Here is a 15825-nt window from a genome sequence, read left to right as displayed (position 1 = left end):
CGACCTGCGAGCGACGACTCCACTACTTCGACCCTCGTCGGTTCGTGTGACGCCGAGACGCCGGCCCGTGCGGTGTCAGTCGTCGTCGGACAGCGTCTCCGCCCGCCGCTCCCGTGCGCGATCCAGGAACTCCGACGGCAACGACTCGATCTCGCCGGCCTGGACACCCCACAACTTCGCGTACAGCCCGTCCTCGGCCAGCAGGTCGTCGTGCGTCCCGCGTTCGACGATCTGCCCGTCCTCCAACACGAGCACGGTGTCGGCGTCGCGGATCGTCGACAGGCGGTGGGCGATGACGAAGGTGGTGCGGTCCGCGGCGAGCCGGTCCAGTGAACGCTGGATCAACAGCTCCGTCTCCGTGTCCACCGCCGAGGTCGCCTCGTCCAACACGAGGATCTCCGGGTCCTGTAACACCGTGCGGGCGATGGAGAGCCGCTGGCGTTGCCCGCCCGACAGCTTCACCCCGCGCTCGCCGATGCGGGTGTCGTAGCCGTCGGGGAGGTTCCGGACGAACTCGTCGGCCTCGGCGGCCTCACACGCCGCCACCACCGCCTCTCGGTCGGCGTCGAACTCCCCGTAGCGGACGTTGTCCGCGACGCTCCCGTCGAAGAGGAACGTGTCCTGACTCACGTAGCCGATACTCGACCGGAGCGACGCCGTCTCGACGTCGCGAACGTCGTGGCCGTCGATCCGGATCGCACCCGTGTCCGTGTCGTACAGCCGGAGCAGCAGCTTCACCAGCGTCGACTTCCCCGCGCCCGTCGGCCCGACGAACGCGACCGTGTCTCCCGGCTCCGCGGTGAAGTCCACGCTCTCCAACACCCACTCCTCGGGCTCGTCCGTCTCCGTTGTGCCGCTCGTCTCGTCCACGCCTCCCGTGCCGTCCGCGTCCACGGTCCCCGGACTGCCGCCGTCCGCCCACGCGCCATCGCTCGACGCCTCGCCCGTGTCCGGCGCGCCGGGGTCGCCGTCCTCGTAGCCGAACGACACGTCGTCGTAGACCACGCGGCCGTCCGGGTCGTCGAGCGCCACGGCGTCTTCGCGGTCCGTGATCCGACGCGGGACGTCCTGGAGGCCGAACACGCGCTCGCTGGAGGCCTTGGCGTTCTCGTAGGAGTCGACGATGTTCGACACCTCCGCCAGCGGGGCGGTGAACCGCTGGGTGAGAAAGAGGAACGTCACGAACTGCCCCTCCGAGAGTGTCCCCGTCAGCGGCCCCGGCGCGGTGCCGGTCGTCAGCCACAGCCCGCCGACGACGAACGTCGTGGCGAACGCGAGCCCCGCGAACAACTCCATCCCGGGCCGGTAGAGGTAGTTGAGCTTCAACACCGCCATCGTGTCCTGGAAGTACGAGTAGGAGGCGTCTCGGACGCGGTCGGACTCGTACGACTCCGTCCCGCTGGTCTTGATCAACTGCATCCCGCCGAGCGCGTTCTCCAAGCGGGTGTTGAGGTCCCCGACGGACTCGCGCTGGGAGGTGTACCGCGGCTCGACGGCCCGCATGAACCACCACGTGAACCCGACCATCAGCGGGACCGCGACGAGCGTCAACGCGGCGAGTTGGGCGTTCTCCGAGAAGAGCACGACCGCGATCCCGATCACCATCACGCCCAGCCGGACGGAGTTCTGGAGTGCGTTGTCGAGGAACCGCTCCAGGTTGGTGGTGTCGTTGTTGAGGACGGACATCACCTCGCCGGTCTGTTTCCCGTCGAAGAACCACATGTCGAGCGACTGCATCTTCTCGAAGGAGTCCACCCGAACCGCGTGCATCACGCCGTGGGCGAAGTTGTTGGCGGCGACGCCGTACACCCACGTCAACACGGCCGTCGCGACGAAGGCGGCGACGATCAACTGGACGGAGAACCAGAACTGCGCGGTCTCACCGGCCGGGACGAACCGGTCGGGGAGGAACAACAGCGAGTACCCCGTCCGGTCGAGGAACACCGCGTCGATCGCGACCCCGAGCACGACCGGCGGGAGCAGGCTCGAGGCCCGTGCCAACACGTTCGCGACCATCCCGACGATCAGCCAGTGGATCTCCGGCGACCCGTACTCGCGGAACAGTCGCGCGAGTGGGCGGTCCACGCGGTCGCGGTACTCCTCGAACACGCTCGTCTCGTCTTCGGCCGTTCCCATCGGTACCGACGAGTGGGCCGAGTGACTTGTACTCCCGGAAAGCGGGTGCTCCCGGAGCGCCCGTCGCCGAGCGACCCACTCGCGCAGTGCCCGTCGCCGAGCGGCCCACTCGCGCAGCGCCCGTCGCCGAGCGACCCTTTATGACTGTCGCCGACCCACTGTCCGACGAGATGGTCGTCAGACGCCTCGTGCGTGGGAACGTCTCGTGGGACCGTCTGGAGACGGTGGTCCGGGAGTTGGCCGCCCGCTACGGACGCGAGACGGCACACGTCCGCTTTCTCGAGGCGGACAACTGGTTGTCGACGCCGTTCGTCCTCGACGACCGCTACTTCGTGAAGGTGATCACGCGCCAGAACTCGCTGGTCCACGCCGTCTTCACGACCGGCCGGAACCTCGGGGCCGTCACCGCCGGCACGGAGGGGTTCTTCGACCACTTCGACACACCCTACGAGATGGCCGAACACGAACTGGCGGCGACCGAACGGATGCGCGAGGTGGGTGTGAACGCACCCGAACCCGTGGAGGCGTTGGAGATCGACGGCCTCGGGGTCCTGGTGCTCGACTACCTGGAGGGGTTCGCGCCGCTGGACGAGGTGCCCGCCGAGCGTACGACGGCGCTGGCACCACGACTGTTCGAGGAGTTGGCGCTGTTACACGAGGACGGCCTCGCACACGGCGACCTCCGAGCCGAGAACGTGTTGGTGGTCGACGACGACCTCTACTTCATCGACGCGACGAGCGTCCGCGAGGAGCAGGCGGCGAGTTACGCCGACGCCCGCGATTCCAGCCGCCAGTACGACCTGGCGTGTGCCCTCGCCGCGCTGGAGCCGCTGGTCGGGGCTCGCGAGGCCGTCGCGGCCGCCGCGACCGCGTACCCGGCCGCGGACCTGCTGGGTGCCCGCGAGTACCTCGGGTTCGTCGACGTGCGCCCGGACCACACCTTCGACGCCACCGCTCTCCGCGGCGAGATCGACAAGCGCGGCGACGACGGAGAGTGACGAGCTCCGCGGTCACTCGCTCTCCGAGTCGTCGCCGTCCTCGCCGACGGCACTGCGGAGCGCGTACAGCCCGCCGCCGAGGAGCCCGGCCACACCGGAGAGTGTCCCCAGCCCGGGCGCGGACGTGCTCGTCGCGGTCGCCTCGCCTGCGTCCTCACCGCCCGCACTCGTCTCCGTCTCGGTAGCCGACGCCTCGGTGGCGGTCGGCGTCGGCGTCTCCGCCTGGAGCGTCGGGTCACCGTCCGCGACGGACGCGAACAGCCCGAACGACTCGCCGAAGGCGTCGGTGACGAGCTGGGACGGCTCCCCGCGGTTCGCGTCTGGGTCCGTCACGCCCGTCCGGCCGAACGAGAGGTCCGAGCCGAGCGCCGCCGCCAACCCGTTGACGGTGCTCGTCGCCTCCGTGTGCTCGGCGGTGCCGACGAGGATCACCGCGCCGCCCGCGTCGCGGAACGCCGTCACCGCCTCGCGTTCTGCCGGGGTGAACGCCCGCGAGGGCGGCGTGACGACCAACGCGCGGCCACGAGCGAGCAGCGAGCCATCCAGCCCGCCGTCCAGCTCGTAGTCGTTGACCTGTTCGAGCCCCACGTCGACGCCCTCGAGGAACCGCTGGTAGTGGGCGACACCCTCGACGGACTCGCCGGGGTCGTTGCCGAACTGGCCGTGGCCCCCGTCCCACAACACGTCGCCGTCGCGGTCCGCCAGCGCCGTCGCCAGGTTCGTGAGGAACGTCTCGTTGTCGTAGGCGTCCCGCTCCCCGTCGAACACCTCGTCGACGTGGTCGTCCTCGACCGGCGGCGCGCCGACGAGCGCCAGCCGGTTGTCCGGGTCGACGGCGACCAACGGTGCCCCCGGCTCCGAGGCGCTCTCGCCGGCGCGGACCGCCACGCGCTCGTCGGGTAACTCGCCGCCGAACGACTCCACCGGCACCGCGTTCGGGAGGTACAGACTCTCGACGGCCCCGTCACGTACCGTCCGCGAGGCGTCCGGGTCGCTCTCGGCCCACAGGCCGCGTCCCTCCGCCCGGGCGGTCAACTCCGTCTGGAGCAACTCGTCGTGGCGCGCCAGCCCGGAGTCGTACACGCGGGCGTACCCCTCCTCCAGCAGCCGACGAGCCCACAGCGTGTCGCGCGACCCGGAGCCGTCGGCGTCGTAGTGGGCGTACGCGAGGATACGCCCGAACGGGTCTTCGATCCCCTCGTTCTCGTCGAAGGTGAGCGTCACCGTCGCGTCGGCCAACTCCCCGATCGCGAACTCGGAAGCCTCGGCCCCCTCCGCCGAGAGGTACGGGTAGTCGCCGTCCTGTTCTGGACTCGACGCCTGATCGCCCAGGCCCTCCCACTCGTGGGGGTTCTCGGCGTCGGCGTTCGCGGGCGTCTCCGGCGTGTCCACGCCGAGCACGCGGACGTCCTCGGTGGCCCCACTCTCGAACTGGACGGTGAAGGTGTCCCCGTCGGCAACGTCCGTGATCGTCGCCGTGTACTCCTCGTCGAAGGAGAACTCCGGTCCCGTCGCGCGCCCCTCGCGCGGCTCGAAGAACGGGAAGCTCGTGTCGACGTTCGTCGTCGTCGGTTGGAAGAAGGACCCACCGTTCGACTCGTCGTCGGCGACCTGACAGTCGTCGAACCGGAACGGGGCGTCGAGTGCCGCCGCGATCTCGTTGACGTTGTCCGTCTCGTCGAAGTCGTTGTAGTCCGACTGGCTGTGGAGGAACACCGCCCCGCCGTCGGCGACGAACGACGCCAGCGCGTCGAGTTCCGCGTCGGTGAACGCGGCCGACGGCGAGGTGATCACGATCCCGGCGGCGCCGTCGAGGTTCGCCTGCAGGTCGGTCGTCGGTGTGACCGTGTACGGGCCGGACTCGACGTAGCCGCGGAACGCGGCGAACTCGTCGAGGGTGTAGAACTGCTCGTGGCCCTCGTCCCAGAGGATCGTCCCCTCGCCCGCGAGCTCGTCCCAGACGTTCCGCAGGAACTCCTCGTTGCCCCACTCCGCGTCCGCGTCGGCGACGAACGGGGCGCCGATGCCGAACACGCCGCCGTCGACGGCCGCCAGCGCCGGGGCGACGCCGCTGTCCTCGTAGCTGGTGGCGTCGCCGTCGCCGTCCTCGTCGGTCACCCGGGCGGTCTCCGCGGCCCGCACCGGGACGTACTCGTCGTTCGTCAACGGCTCCCCGTCGGCGTTCAACAGGCTACACGTCGAGTCGAACAACAGCGGCCCGAGGGTGTCGGTCGCAGTCCCCCGGCTCCCCGCCGTCGTCGTCCGTGTCGCCGCCTGTCCCTCTGTCGTCCGTGTCGACTCCGCCGCCGCGCCCCCCGCGAGTCCCGATCCGACGACACCGGCCGCGCCGGTGCGCCGCAGGAACGTGCGTCTGTCCATGTGACGTGTCGCGTCACGGAGAGGCCGCTCAAAGGTCGTTCGGAATCACTCGCCGAGGTCGTCGGTGCGTCGACGAGGTTCCGATTCCGTCACCTAGAACCGTCACCCCACCCAGCCGTGGGTATGGACTGGCGTCGGCTGTTCGGGGTGTGGCGGCGCGTCCTCTCGCTGTCGTGGCCGGTCTCGACCGAGCAGGTGTTCCGGACCGGGATGCGGACGACGGACGTGATCGTCACGGCGCAGTTCTCCCCCGCGGCTGTCGTCGCCATCGGGCTGGCGGACCTGTACGCCCGGTTCCCGCTACGGATCGGACTCGGGCTCGGCGGCGGCGCCATCGCCCTGTCGAGTCAGGACACCGGCGCCGACGCCGTCGCCAACCGCGACGAGGCGGTCACACAGGCGATCCTGACGGGAATCCTCGCCGGACTCCCCTTCGTCGCGATCGGCTGGCTGTTCGGGGACCGACTGCTGGCGGTGCTCGGCGCGTCGCCGGCGACCGCCGCGCTCGGCGGGACGTACCTCGCGATCGTCTTCGCCACCGCACCGGCCCGTCACGTCGCCCTGATCGGCGCGCGCTCGCTCCAGGGGACCGGCGACACACGCACCCCGATGTACGTCAACGTGCTCTCGAACGCGCTCAACATCGCCGGCTCCGTCGTGTTCGGGCTAGGACTGTTCGGCGCCCCCCGACTCGGCGTCCTCGGCGTCGGGCTGGCGACGGCGGTGGGTAACGGGTTGACGGCGACGCTGTTGCTCGCCGCGATGTGGACGGACTGGTCGGACGCCTCCCTCGTCCGGCCACGCGACCCGGTGATCGCTCGGCAACTCGTCCGCGTCTCCGCCCCGCGCGTCGTCGAGGGGTTCGCCGCCACGCTGGCCGAGTTCCCGTTCAACTCGCTGCTGCTCGGCTTCGGGACGCCGGTCAACGCCGGGTTCCAGATCGGGCGACGGATGTACCAACAGGTGACGAGTCCGCTCTCGCGCGGCTACAACGTCGCCAGCTCCGTCGTCGTCGGCCAGGCGCTGGGTGACGGCGACCCGGACCGCGCGCTGTACGAGGGGTACGCCACCACCGGGCTCGGGCTGGCGACCGTCGGCGTCGTCGGCTTCGCGCTCGTCGGGCTCGCCCCGGCGTTCGTCCGCGTGTTCACCGACGACCCGTCGACGGTCCCGTACGCCGTCGCGTTCGCCCGGGTGTACGGCGCTACCGGGGTGTTCCTCGTCGCCTACGTCGTCCTGTCGGGGGCGCTCCAGGGCGCCAGCGAGACGCGCGTCCCGCTGGTCGCGCGGCTCTCGGGCGTGTTCGGAGTCCTACTCGGCGGCACCTACCTGCTCGGTGTCGTCGCCGGACTCGGCCCGACGGGGGCGTACCTCGCCGTCGGGCTCCACTACGTCTGGATGACGCTCGTCGTCGTCGCCGGCTTCCGGTACACCGGCTGGGCCGATCGCGCAGCCGACATGATGGCGGAACGAGGAACCTGATCGAGTGACCGTCCAGTCGTTCAGTTCTCGGTGATCGTCTCCAAGTGGTCCGAGGAGACGACTTGTTCTTCCAACTCCTCGTTCACGACCTCCTTCCGCTCTACCGGGGGGACGTACAGCGTCTGCACCCCGTTGATCTCGTCGTGTTTCTCCTCGAAGTCACCGATCTCGACGGGGATCTGTTTCGACTGTGTCGTCGGGTACACTGCTGTCTGACAGATGTACACGGTGTGGTCGGACGGGTAGAAGCGTTCGAGGTACTCTCTGAACCGCTCGAACCGTTCCGGACTACTGTCCGCGGTCGTGTACAGCACCGTCTCAAGAGTGCCGATCTGCCAGATGAACGCCGGTACGTGCGGGTTGAGATCGAACTCGCGGATCAGGAGGTCCGTCGCCTCGAACATCTGAATCCCGTTCCGTGACGGGTCCAACATCAGATCACTGTACAACGCATCCATCGACGAGACGCCGGGACGGATGTCGACGTTCATGTTTCTTTCCTCGGCCTCATCGGCGATCCACTCGGTCGGCGAGACGAAGACGTTCGGATGTCCGTACAGTGCGAGACAGACTGGGTTGTCCGCCGCTTCGGCACCATCCATAACCCGTGCCGCCATGCGCTCGTACGTGTTCGCTCGGTCCTCGTCTTCCTGGTACTCGTCGGTCAACTGTATCAGTTCTCCAGACACGTCGCCCAGTTCGGACGCGACGGTGTCCTCGACGTAGTCGGCGACCACCTTCTGGTAGTGGATCAAGTACGCCGTCTCCGAGTTTCGGAGCGCAGCCTCCGCCTCTTCGGTCATCTGCCGGTACCCCACCATGCCAGTCCCGACGATGTAGATGTCTACCGGGTTGTCGAAGCCGTCCATGATAACGAGAATCTGTTCAGTCAGTCCCGCTTTCTCGAGACGTAGGTGATCGTGATCGTGTACACGGTTGCCATATTGAGCGAGTCGAGGTAGTCGTAGATACTCCCGTCTTCCTCCGCCTTCAGGCTCTCCTCGGCCTCTTCGCTCACGTCCATCTCGGCGAGAGCAGCTTCTGGATCCGAGTTGAACTGTTGGAGGAACTTCTCGTCGTTCATAGATCGGTCCAACACCGTCTGAATGTCAGAAGCTTCTGACATGTATTCCTCAGTGTGTGTTATATCTACTTGTAGTTAACGCATATTTGTCGGAGAGACATAAATGTACATATACAAGATGGACAAGGGGGTTGCTCCCTCTATGCTCGGGCGATCGTGACTACGACCGCGACGAGGACGTCGGACTTGATCGTCCCGATCAACTCCTGAATGTCGCTGTCGTCGTCGGAGCGGATCGCGTCTTTCTCCTCCTCGGACAGATCGAGGTTGTCGAGGTCGGGGTCCCCGTGCTGCAACGCCTGCACGAACTGTTCGCTCTCCATGCTCCTGTGAATCACATCACGTGTGCTTTGGACGTGCACACGGTACAATTACTGTAGAACGTATTAGACTTTTACATAATTTACATTATAGTACTCGGGAGGACGAATTCACCGGGTGGGCGTGTCTGACGACGGGGAGTCCGCCGAGCAACGGATGAGAGACGGGTTTCCGGCCGACGGGAGCGGCGTGTGCCGTCAGTAGTGTCCCATCACACCGCGACTACGGGCGACCGTCGTCGCACGCACGAACACGTAGTAACCCACGGTGAAGTAGACGATCGCAGTCGTGAAGACGAGCGCGATCTCCCCGGATGGAAACTCGAGTAGACTGCGGTTCGACTCGATCGCTCGGCGGGTGAGGTAGGCTCCGTGTGAGGCGGGTAACAGTCGGAGTATCCAGACTTCACCGACCGGTGCAGCGATGAGTGCGACGAACGCGAACTGCACCAACTGGAACACGCTCTCGATTCGTTTGTACACCAACGCCGCACCGCCGAACGCGAACCCGAGTCCCAAGACCGGTGTGACGGTTGCGACCAACAAGGGCACAACAGTGAGTGGATCGACGCTGAGCCACCGACCGGTGACTCCCATCATCAGGACCAACAGCACGACGGCCCAGAGGACACTGATCACGACGTTTACCAGTGCATCCACGGCGACGACCGTACCGAACCGGTACGGAGAGATGTAGAGGCGTTCCAGTGTCCCCCACTCGGACTCGGTGGAGACACTGTTCGCCACACCGGCGTACGCCCCCGAGGCGACGGTGAAGAGGAAGAATCCGATCACGACCCCTTCGAGACTGTCCGAGAACTGCTGACCACCGACTGCGGTACCGCCGAAGAAGACCAACAGGAACAGAACGAACAACCCGACGAACTGCGAAGCCGTGTCGACTGGGTACCGAACCATCGTGACGATCGCCTTCTGCGAGATCGTACGGAACAACAGCCACAGCGAACCCGAGTGTCCAGACTCTGATCGGGTCATAGTCACGATCGCCCCCGTTCTGCCACCTGATCGAGGCCGTCGAACTCCGACGACTCCGTCGTCTCCTCGGTTAGGTGGAGGAAGACATCTTCGAGGTTCGGCTCCATCGACTCGATGTCACGTAGTTCGATGCCGGCGTCGGAGAGCAGCTCGACCACGTCGTAGACCGTCTCGCCTCTGGGTGCCCGGAACGCTACCGACACGCGATCACCGCTGCGCTCCCAGTCCGCGTCTGTAACACGTTCGACACGCCGGCGAACGTCGTCGGAGACGGGTGCCGCGAGCGTCACACGGTACTCCTTGGTCCGGAACGTGTCGATCAACCGATCGACCTCTTCGTGTGTGAGTACGGACCCGTCGGTGAGTAGTATCACACTGTCACAGACCTGTTCGATCACGTCCATGTCGTGACTGGTCAGGACGACTGTCACCTCCTCGTCAGCCGACAGCCGTCGGAGTTCGGACCGGAGTTCGACCGACGCTTCCACGTCGAGACCGAGAGTCGGTTCGTCCATGAACACGACGTCGACATCTCTCGCGAGTGTCGTGGCGAGAGACACCTTCTGCTTCATTCCCCGTGAGAGTTCCCGGACAGGCGTGTCCGCCCAGTCGGCGAGTTCGAACCGCTCGAGTAACCTGTCGTGACGTTCTCGTAGACGCTCCGGGTGATCTCCTCCTAACCCTGCGAAGAACTCGAGATTCTCGCGGACGGTGAGCCGCCAGTAGATGTTCCGTGCGCCCTCGAGTATCGCACCCATCCGAGCGTAGGCAGCCCGCGGCTGTTCTCGTACGTCGATGTTCGAGACCTCTATCTCACCTGCGTCGGGCTGGACTAAGCCGAGAATCGACTTGATCGTCGTCGTCTTCCCGGCACCGTTCGGACCGAGGATTCCGACGACAGATCCCGAGGGGACCTCGAAACTGACCCCGTCGACGGCAGTCGTGCCGTCCTCCCCACCGAACGTTTTGTGAAGACGATCGACACGTATTGCTATATCGTCTCTCGTTTTATCGTCTGTCACGTGTCTATAGTCATATTATAAGGTTAAGAATTTGACGCAGTTTCTATCTATGTTCTTCGTACGACGACACGCCGTCTCGGACAGATTTCGCGAAGATACACTCTACGTATCGATCGTCTCGCTGAGACGATGGCCGAACGCGGCACCGACGCCGCGACCGGCGAGCCGGGGACGGACGACGACTGACGGGAGTGGGTAGCGTCGAGACGCACCCGACCGGGCGACGACGTGACTCCGTCCCCCACCGCGACCGACCGCTCAGGCCCGGGCGTCGCCGCCGTCGTCTTCGCCGTCGCCATTACCTTCCGCGGCGTCACCACCGTCGTCTCCGCCGTCGCTCTCACCTTCCGTGGCGGCGTCGTCCTCTGCAGCCTCGCCGCCGTGTCCGTCCTCGCCACCACTGCCGTCGTAGCCGTTCTCGACGGGATCGGTCGTCTCCGGGCCGATCGCCGCAGCGAACGCGTCGGTGTCGTCGCCACTCTCTGCGCTCCCGGCACTCTCGGCACTCGCTACACTCTCGGCGCCCTGTGTACTCTCGACACCCTCGACGCCGCCGACGCCGACGACCGACTCGTCGCCTACGCCGCCGTCTCCGCCGCCGGCCCAGTCGTCTCGCTCCGCGACCGGGAGTCGGAGGACGAACACCGCTCCCTCCGGGTCGCCGTCCTCGACCCACACCTCGCCGCCGGCGTTCTCGGCGAGCGTCTGGACGAGGTACAGTCCGATCCCGGTGCCCTCGCTGTCGAGGCCCTTCTCCCCCTTCCCGAAGATCTCCTCGCGCCGGTCTGGCGGCACACCCGGCCCGTCGTCGGCGACCCGCAGTGTCGCCCAGCGGTCGGGACCGTCGTCGTCCCCCTCCTCGACCGTCGCGGACACGGTCACCTCCGGGACGGCGCCGTCGTTGTGTTCGACCGCGTTCGTCAGGAGGTTCCGCACGGCCGAGTCGAACATGTCGTCGGCGAGCACGTCCACCCGCGGGATCGTCCCGTCGGTGGTGATCACCGCCCCCTGTGCGGTCGAGCGCACCTCGTCGAGTTGCGACTGAACCGTCCCGCGCAACGGGATCGGCTTCCGTTCGCGCTCCGGTTGGAGCATCGTCTCGCCGAGGTCGCGGGCGGTCTTGGTCAACTCCATCGCGTTGCGCGTCGACTCGACGATCCGGTCGGCGAACTCGGCCACGTCACCCTCGCCCACGTCGGCGATGGTCTCGGCGAACGCCAGCGTCGCCTGCAGGTCGTTGCGGATGTCGTGGCGCACCATCTGGTTGAGCACCTGCAGGTCGTCGCGCTGCTCGCGAACACGCCGCTCGACGGCCAGCCTGTCGAGTGCGGCGCGGACGTTGCCCGCGAACAGTTCCAACAGCTCCACGTCCCCGTCCGTGAGCGTCTCGTCGGCGTGCGCGCCGACGCTGAACACGCCGTGGGCGCCCAACGGGAGACACACCAACGCGTCCACCGCCGGCCGCTCGTGGCCGTCGGTGAGCACCGCCGTGTCCGTGACCCGAACCGGCTCGCCCGTCGCGTACGCCTCCGCGTGGGGTGCGGAGCCGTCGATGTCGTAGGCGGGGAACGCGGCCGCGAGTTCGGCGTCGTCGGCGGCGGCGTCCACCGCCGCGGGGCTGATCGCCACCGGCTCCAGCCGGTGGCCGGTCTCGTCGCGGAGCCGGACCGCCGACAGTTCCAGGTCCAGCGCCCGCGCGGTGATCTCGACGGCCGTGTCCGCCACCGCGGTCTGGCTGTCGACCGCGTACAGCTCCTCGATGGCGGCCGACAGCTCGCGTCGGCGGCGCTCGCGCCGCTTCCGCTCCGTGATGTCGCGTGCGATGGCGAGCCGGTACTGCCGGCCGTCGAACTCCGTGACGCGGCCGGTCACCTCGACGGGGAACGTCGAGCCGTCCGCGCGCTGGAAGCGGCCCTCGGTGGTCGACTGCTCGATGGCGCCGTCGCCGTCGTCGAGGTACGCGCGGTAGTCGTCGGCGTCGTCGAACCGCGGGTCGACGCCGGCCGGCGTCATGTCCGTCAGCGTCGCGTAGTCGTACCCCAACTCCTCGCAGGCCGTCCGGTTCGCGTCGACGATCTCGCCGGTCTCCGGGTCCGTCACCAACACGAGGTCGTTGGCCTCGTTGACGAGACTCCGCACCAACTCGGCGTCGCGGCGCGCCCGCCACTCGTCGGTCACGTCCTCCTGTGAGCCGAGGAAGTGGACCAACTCCCCGTCGTCGTACACCGGCGTGACGGTGAGCCGGTTGCGGAACGGCTCCCCGTCGGCGGTGTAGTTCGTCAACTCCACCGTGACCGGCTCGCGGGCGTCGATGGCCGCCCTGATCTGCTCGACGGCCCGCTCGTCCGTCTCCGGCCCCTGCAGGAACCGGCAGTTGCGCCCGAGACACGCCTCGGCGTCGTAGCCGGTCACCCGCTCGAACGCCTCGTTGACGTACACCATCGGGTTGTCCGGACGGCTCGGATCGCTGAGCGTCAGCGGCGTCTGTGCGGCGTCGACGGCCCGCTTGAGCACCTCGGGGTCGAACGTCTCCTCGGCGGCGGCCGCGAACCCCGAGGCGTCGGTCCCCGCGGCCGCCGGCCCCGCCGTGCTCGCCTCCGCCGTCGCCGCGCCGGGCGTCGTGTCGTCGTCGCTCTCTGCCGGGTCGAGCAGCCCGCCGCTCTCGATCGGGTTGTCCGCGGTCGGGCGACGCTCTCCGGTCGCCACGCGAGCGACCGTCTCCGGGAGCACGTCTGTCCCGCCGTCCGTGAGCACCACCGGCAGCGGCTTCCCCACGACCGTCTCGACGGCCGGTTCGTCGAGCGACGCGGGTGTGACCACCACACAGTCGAACGACGAGGCGGGATCCTCTGGCGGATCTGTGGGGGACGCGACCGTGGTAGTGACGGCCTCGGCGTCCGCGAGAGCGGCGGCGAGTTCGTCGCCGTCCTCCTCGCTCGGGGGGAGACAGAGGACGGACGGGTCGGTCGGCATACCGGCCGCAAGGGACTGGTTCGTCAAAAGTCTGTGTCGCGCCTGGACCCACCTCGCGTCGACCGTCGGCTCGGCGGTCGCCACCCCCGCGGAGTTTTTGTCACTCACACCCGTACGGTGGTGCGTGAACGCCCGGACGAGTGCGCTCGACTCGGTCGTGTTCGGTGTCGACGTACAGAGCGGCGACGTTCGGGGGGACAGTCCCTCTTACGCGCTGGTCGAGTTCGACGGGGAGGCGGTGACACGCGACGTGGTGAGCCACCGGAAGCTCCGGCGGCGGATCGACGAGGTCGAACCCGCGCTGGTGGGGACGGACAACATGTACGAGCTCGCGGCCGACAAGGACGCGCTCGTCCGCTTCCTCCGCTCGCTGCCGGGCGGTACGTCGCTGGTCCAGGTGACCGGCGACGAGCGCCCGGAGCCGCTCTCGCGGGTCGCGGCCCGCCACGGCGTCCCGTACGGCGACGACCCGATGCAGGAGGCGGAGGCGGCCGCCCGGCTCGCGGCCGCCAACGTCGGCTACGAGGTGACCGCCTTCGCGGACACGACGACGGTGAAGGTCTCGCGCGGTCGCTCGACCGGCTCCGGCGGCTGGAGTCAGGACCGCTACACCCGCCGCATCCACGGCAACGTGAAGAAGCGTGCCCGCGAGGTGGAGTCGATGCTCGAGGACGCGAACCTCGCGTACGAACGCGACGTGACGGAGAAGTACGGGGGGTTCCAGAACGCCGTCTTCACCGTCGAGGCGACGCCGGAGGAACTGCCGGTCTCGCGGGAACGCGCTGGCGACACGCGGATCGAGATCGACCGCGAGCGGAAGGACGGGATCGAGTTCGAGCCGCTGGTCCAGCGGCGCGACCACGTCCTCGTCGGGATCGACCCGGGGACGACGACAGCCGTCGCCGTCGTCGGGCTCGACGGGCAGGTCCACGACGTCCACTCGACGCGAACCGCCGACACCGCGGACGTGATCGAGTGGCTCGTCGAGCGGGGTCGGCCGATCGTCGTCGCGGCGGACGTGACGCCGATGCCGGAGACGGTCGAGCAGTTCCGGCGCTCGTTCGACGCCGCCGGGTGGACCCCGGAGACGGACCTGCCGGTCGACGAGAAGCTCCACCGGACGCGCGAGTACGACTACGAGAACGACCACGAGCGGGACGCGATGGCGGCGGCGCTGTACGCGCTCGACGACCACGAGGACCAGTTCGAGCGGATCGCCCGCAAGGTGCCCGCCGGGGTCGACCGCGACGAGGTGATCGCCCGCGTCGTCTCCGGGGAGGCGTCCGTCGAGGCGGTGCTCCGGGAGTTGAGCGACGACCCGGAGCCCGAGGAGGACGACGACGGCCACGAGGAGCCGGAGTTGAGCGAGGAGGAGCGGCGCATCCGCGAGTTGGAGGCGCAGGTCGAGCGGCTCCAGAGCCACACGGACGACCTCCAGGCGGAACTCGACGAGAAGGACGACCGGATCGCGGAGTTGGAGACGGAGCTGTCCGACGCCCGCCGCGAGGAGCGCCGCGAGGCGCGCCGCGACCGGGAGGTGACGCGACTCCGGCGCGAGAACGACCGCCTGGAGCGACAACGCGACGAGGCACGGGCGGACCTCGAGGCGATGGAGGAGAAGCTCGCGCGGCTGAAGACGCTGTGGAAGCTCGACCACGACGACTTCGCGGACGTGGCCGAGGGCCGCGACCTCGTCCCGGTGAAGGTCGTCGAGCAGTTCACGAAAGACGACATCCGCGCGGCCGACGAGCAGTACGGGCTCGCCTCGGGCGACGTGGTGTACTTGCGCGACGCCTCCGGCGCGGGTCGAGCGACCGCAGAACGGCTCGTCGCCACGGACCCGCGCGTCGTGTTGCGCTCGGGTGGGCTCTCGGACGCCGCCGACGAGGTGTTGTTCGAGGCGGACGTGCCGGTCGGCCCCGCCGAGGACGTACAGATGCAGGAGGTCGACGACCTCGCCGTCGCCCGCGAGAGCGACGTGCAGGCGGTGATCGACGACTGGGAGCGTCGTGCCGAAGAGCGCGAACGCCAGCAGACCGCCGAGATGGTCGACGAGATCATCTCCGAACACCGCGCCGAGTCCGGCTGAGTCTGCGGGTGTCCGGCGGTTGGTGGGCAGCCGTCTCGGATCACGCTCGTCGACGGGTCGACGGCCGCCTCGGGGCGCGTCCGTCTGCGGGCGAGCGGCCGTCTCCTCACTCCTCGTCGAGCAGTCCCATGTCCTCCGCGATCACGTCGGCGAGTTGTTCGGCGAGCGCGGGGTCGACCTCGGCGACCGCCTCGCCGTCGTGGAGGCGGTCGTTGTGACTCTCGACGGCGTCTTCTACCTCCGCGAGCGGGACCGTCGTCTCCGTGTCACACGTCGGGCAGACCACGGGCACTGTTGGCTCGTCGCTCACGCTCGGTCGGTCGGCGTCACTGTTGGTAAACGAGTC

12 protein-coding genes are annotated in these 15825 nt (G+C 68.1%); 3 read left to right on the top strand and 9 right to left on the bottom strand.

Going from position 1 to position 15825, the window contains the following annotated elements; all coding sequences use genetic code 11:
* Positions 1–75 precede the first annotated feature (75 nt).
* A complete protein-coding gene (locus tag RYH80_RS06130) occupies positions 76–2136 on the bottom strand; it encodes an ABC transporter ATP-binding protein (protein WP_370902967.1) in 2061 nt (686 codons plus the stop codon).
* Between the two features lie 170 nt (positions 2137–2306).
* On the opposite strand from RYH80_RS06130, the gene RYH80_RS06125 reads away from it, so the two are divergent.
* Positions 2307–3134, top strand: a complete 828-nt coding sequence (locus RYH80_RS06125; protein WP_370902966.1) for an RIO1 family regulatory kinase/ATPase domain-containing protein — start codon at positions 2307–2309, stop codon at positions 3132–3134.
* A gap of 12 nt (positions 3135–3146) precedes the next feature.
* Here the strand turns inward: RYH80_RS06125 and RYH80_RS06120 are convergent, their stop codons facing one another.
* Positions 3147–5513 (bottom strand): thermonuclease family protein, encoded by a 2367-nt coding sequence (locus RYH80_RS06120; protein ID WP_370902965.1) that lies wholly within the window; start codon positions 5511–5513, stop codon positions 3147–3149.
* 123 nt (positions 5514–5636) lie between these two features.
* On the opposite strand from RYH80_RS06120, the gene RYH80_RS06115 reads away from it, so the two are divergent.
* Entirely contained in the window at positions 5637–6995 is a 1359-nt protein-coding gene (locus RYH80_RS06115; RefSeq protein ID WP_370902964.1) for an MATE family efflux transporter, read from the top strand.
* Between the two features lie 20 nt (positions 6996–7015).
* Here the strand turns inward: RYH80_RS06115 and RYH80_RS06110 are convergent, their stop codons facing one another.
* The 6 genes from RYH80_RS06110 to RYH80_RS06085 all read right to left on the bottom strand — a co-directional run bounded on the left by RYH80_RS06110 (position 7016) and on the right by RYH80_RS06085 (position 13390).
* Positions 7016–7864 (bottom strand): SAM-dependent methyltransferase, encoded by an 849-nt coding sequence (locus tag RYH80_RS06110; protein ID WP_370902963.1) that lies wholly within the window; start codon positions 7862–7864, stop codon positions 7016–7018.
* A 20-nt stretch (positions 7865–7884) separates the two neighbouring features.
* Positions 7885–8121 carry a hypothetical protein gene (locus RYH80_RS06105; protein ID WP_370902962.1) on the bottom strand — a complete coding sequence of 79 codons (237 nt, stop codon included), beginning with the start codon at positions 8119–8121 and terminating at the stop codon, positions 7885–7887.
* Between the two features lie 98 nt (positions 8122–8219).
* Positions 8220–8402 carry a hypothetical protein gene (locus RYH80_RS06100; RefSeq protein WP_370902961.1) on the bottom strand — a complete coding sequence of 61 codons (183 nt, stop codon included), beginning with the start codon at positions 8400–8402 and terminating at the stop codon, positions 8220–8222.
* A 195-nt stretch (positions 8403–8597) separates the two neighbouring features.
* Complete coding sequence (locus RYH80_RS06095; protein ID WP_370902960.1) at positions 8598–9395, bottom strand: ABC transporter permease; 798 nt, start codon at positions 9393–9395, stop codon at positions 8598–8600.
* Between the two features lie 2 nt (positions 9396–9397).
* On the bottom strand, positions 9398–10417 hold the full coding sequence (locus RYH80_RS06090) for an ABC transporter ATP-binding protein (RefSeq protein WP_370902959.1): 1020 nt from the start codon (positions 10415–10417) through the stop codon (positions 9398–9400).
* 258 nt (positions 10418–10675) lie between these two features.
* Positions 10676–13390: a PAS domain S-box protein gene (locus RYH80_RS06085; protein WP_370902958.1), complete on the bottom strand. Its 2715-nt coding sequence runs from the start codon at positions 13388–13390 to the stop codon at positions 10676–10678.
* 124 nt (positions 13391–13514) lie between these two features.
* On the opposite strand from RYH80_RS06085, the gene RYH80_RS06080 reads away from it, so the two are divergent.
* Entirely contained in the window at positions 13515–15479 is a 1965-nt protein-coding gene (locus RYH80_RS06080) for a DUF460 domain-containing protein (protein WP_370902957.1), read from the top strand.
* A 106-nt stretch (positions 15480–15585) separates the two neighbouring features.
* Here the strand turns inward: RYH80_RS06080 and RYH80_RS06075 are convergent, their stop codons facing one another.
* Positions 15586–15789 (bottom strand): DUF8149 family protein, encoded by a 204-nt coding sequence (locus RYH80_RS06075; RefSeq protein WP_370902956.1) that lies wholly within the window; start codon positions 15787–15789, stop codon positions 15586–15588.
* Between the last annotated feature and the right edge of the window lie 36 nt (positions 15790–15825).

This window comes from Halobaculum sp. MBLA0147 (assembly GCF_041361345.1).
Classification (GTDB): Archaea; Halobacteriota; Halobacteria; order Halobacteriales; family Haloferacaceae; genus JAHENP01.
The sequence above is the reverse complement of the archived record's forward strand: the minus strand, read 5'-3'. Positions and strand labels throughout refer to the sequence as shown.

What these genes read in the sequence shown, in the direction of transcription:
- RYH80_RS06130 (WP_370902967.1), bottom strand. Translation starts at nt 2,136, where the DNA reads ATGGGAACGGCCGAAGACGAGACGAGCGTGTTCGAGGAGTACCGCGAC.
- RYH80_RS06125 (WP_370902966.1), top strand. Translation starts at nt 2,307, where the DNA reads ATGGTCGTCAGACGCCTCGTGCGTGGGAACGTCTCGTGGGACCGTCTG.
- RYH80_RS06120 (WP_370902965.1), bottom strand. Translation starts at nt 5,513, where the DNA reads ATGGACAGACGCACGTTCCTGCGGCGCACCGGCGCGGCCGGTGTCGTC.
- RYH80_RS06115 (WP_370902964.1), top strand. Translation starts at nt 5,637, where the DNA reads ATGGACTGGCGTCGGCTGTTCGGGGTGTGGCGGCGCGTCCTCTCGCTG.
- RYH80_RS06110 (WP_370902963.1), bottom strand. Translation starts at nt 7,864, where the DNA reads ATGGACGGCTTCGACAACCCGGTAGACATCTACATCGTCGGGACTGGC.
- RYH80_RS06105 (WP_370902962.1), bottom strand. Translation starts at nt 8,121, where the DNA reads ATGTCAGAAGCTTCTGACATTCAGACGGTGTTGGACCGATCTATGAAC.
- RYH80_RS06100 (WP_370902961.1), bottom strand. Translation starts at nt 8,402, where the DNA reads ATGGAGAGCGAACAGTTCGTGCAGGCGTTGCAGCACGGGGACCCCGAC.
- RYH80_RS06095 (WP_370902960.1), bottom strand. Translation starts at nt 9,395, where the DNA reads ATGACCCGATCAGAGTCTGGACACTCGGGTTCGCTGTGGCTGTTGTTC.
- RYH80_RS06085 (WP_370902958.1), bottom strand. Translation starts at nt 13,390, where the DNA reads ATGCCGACCGACCCGTCCGTCCTCTGTCTCCCCCCGAGCGAGGAGGAC.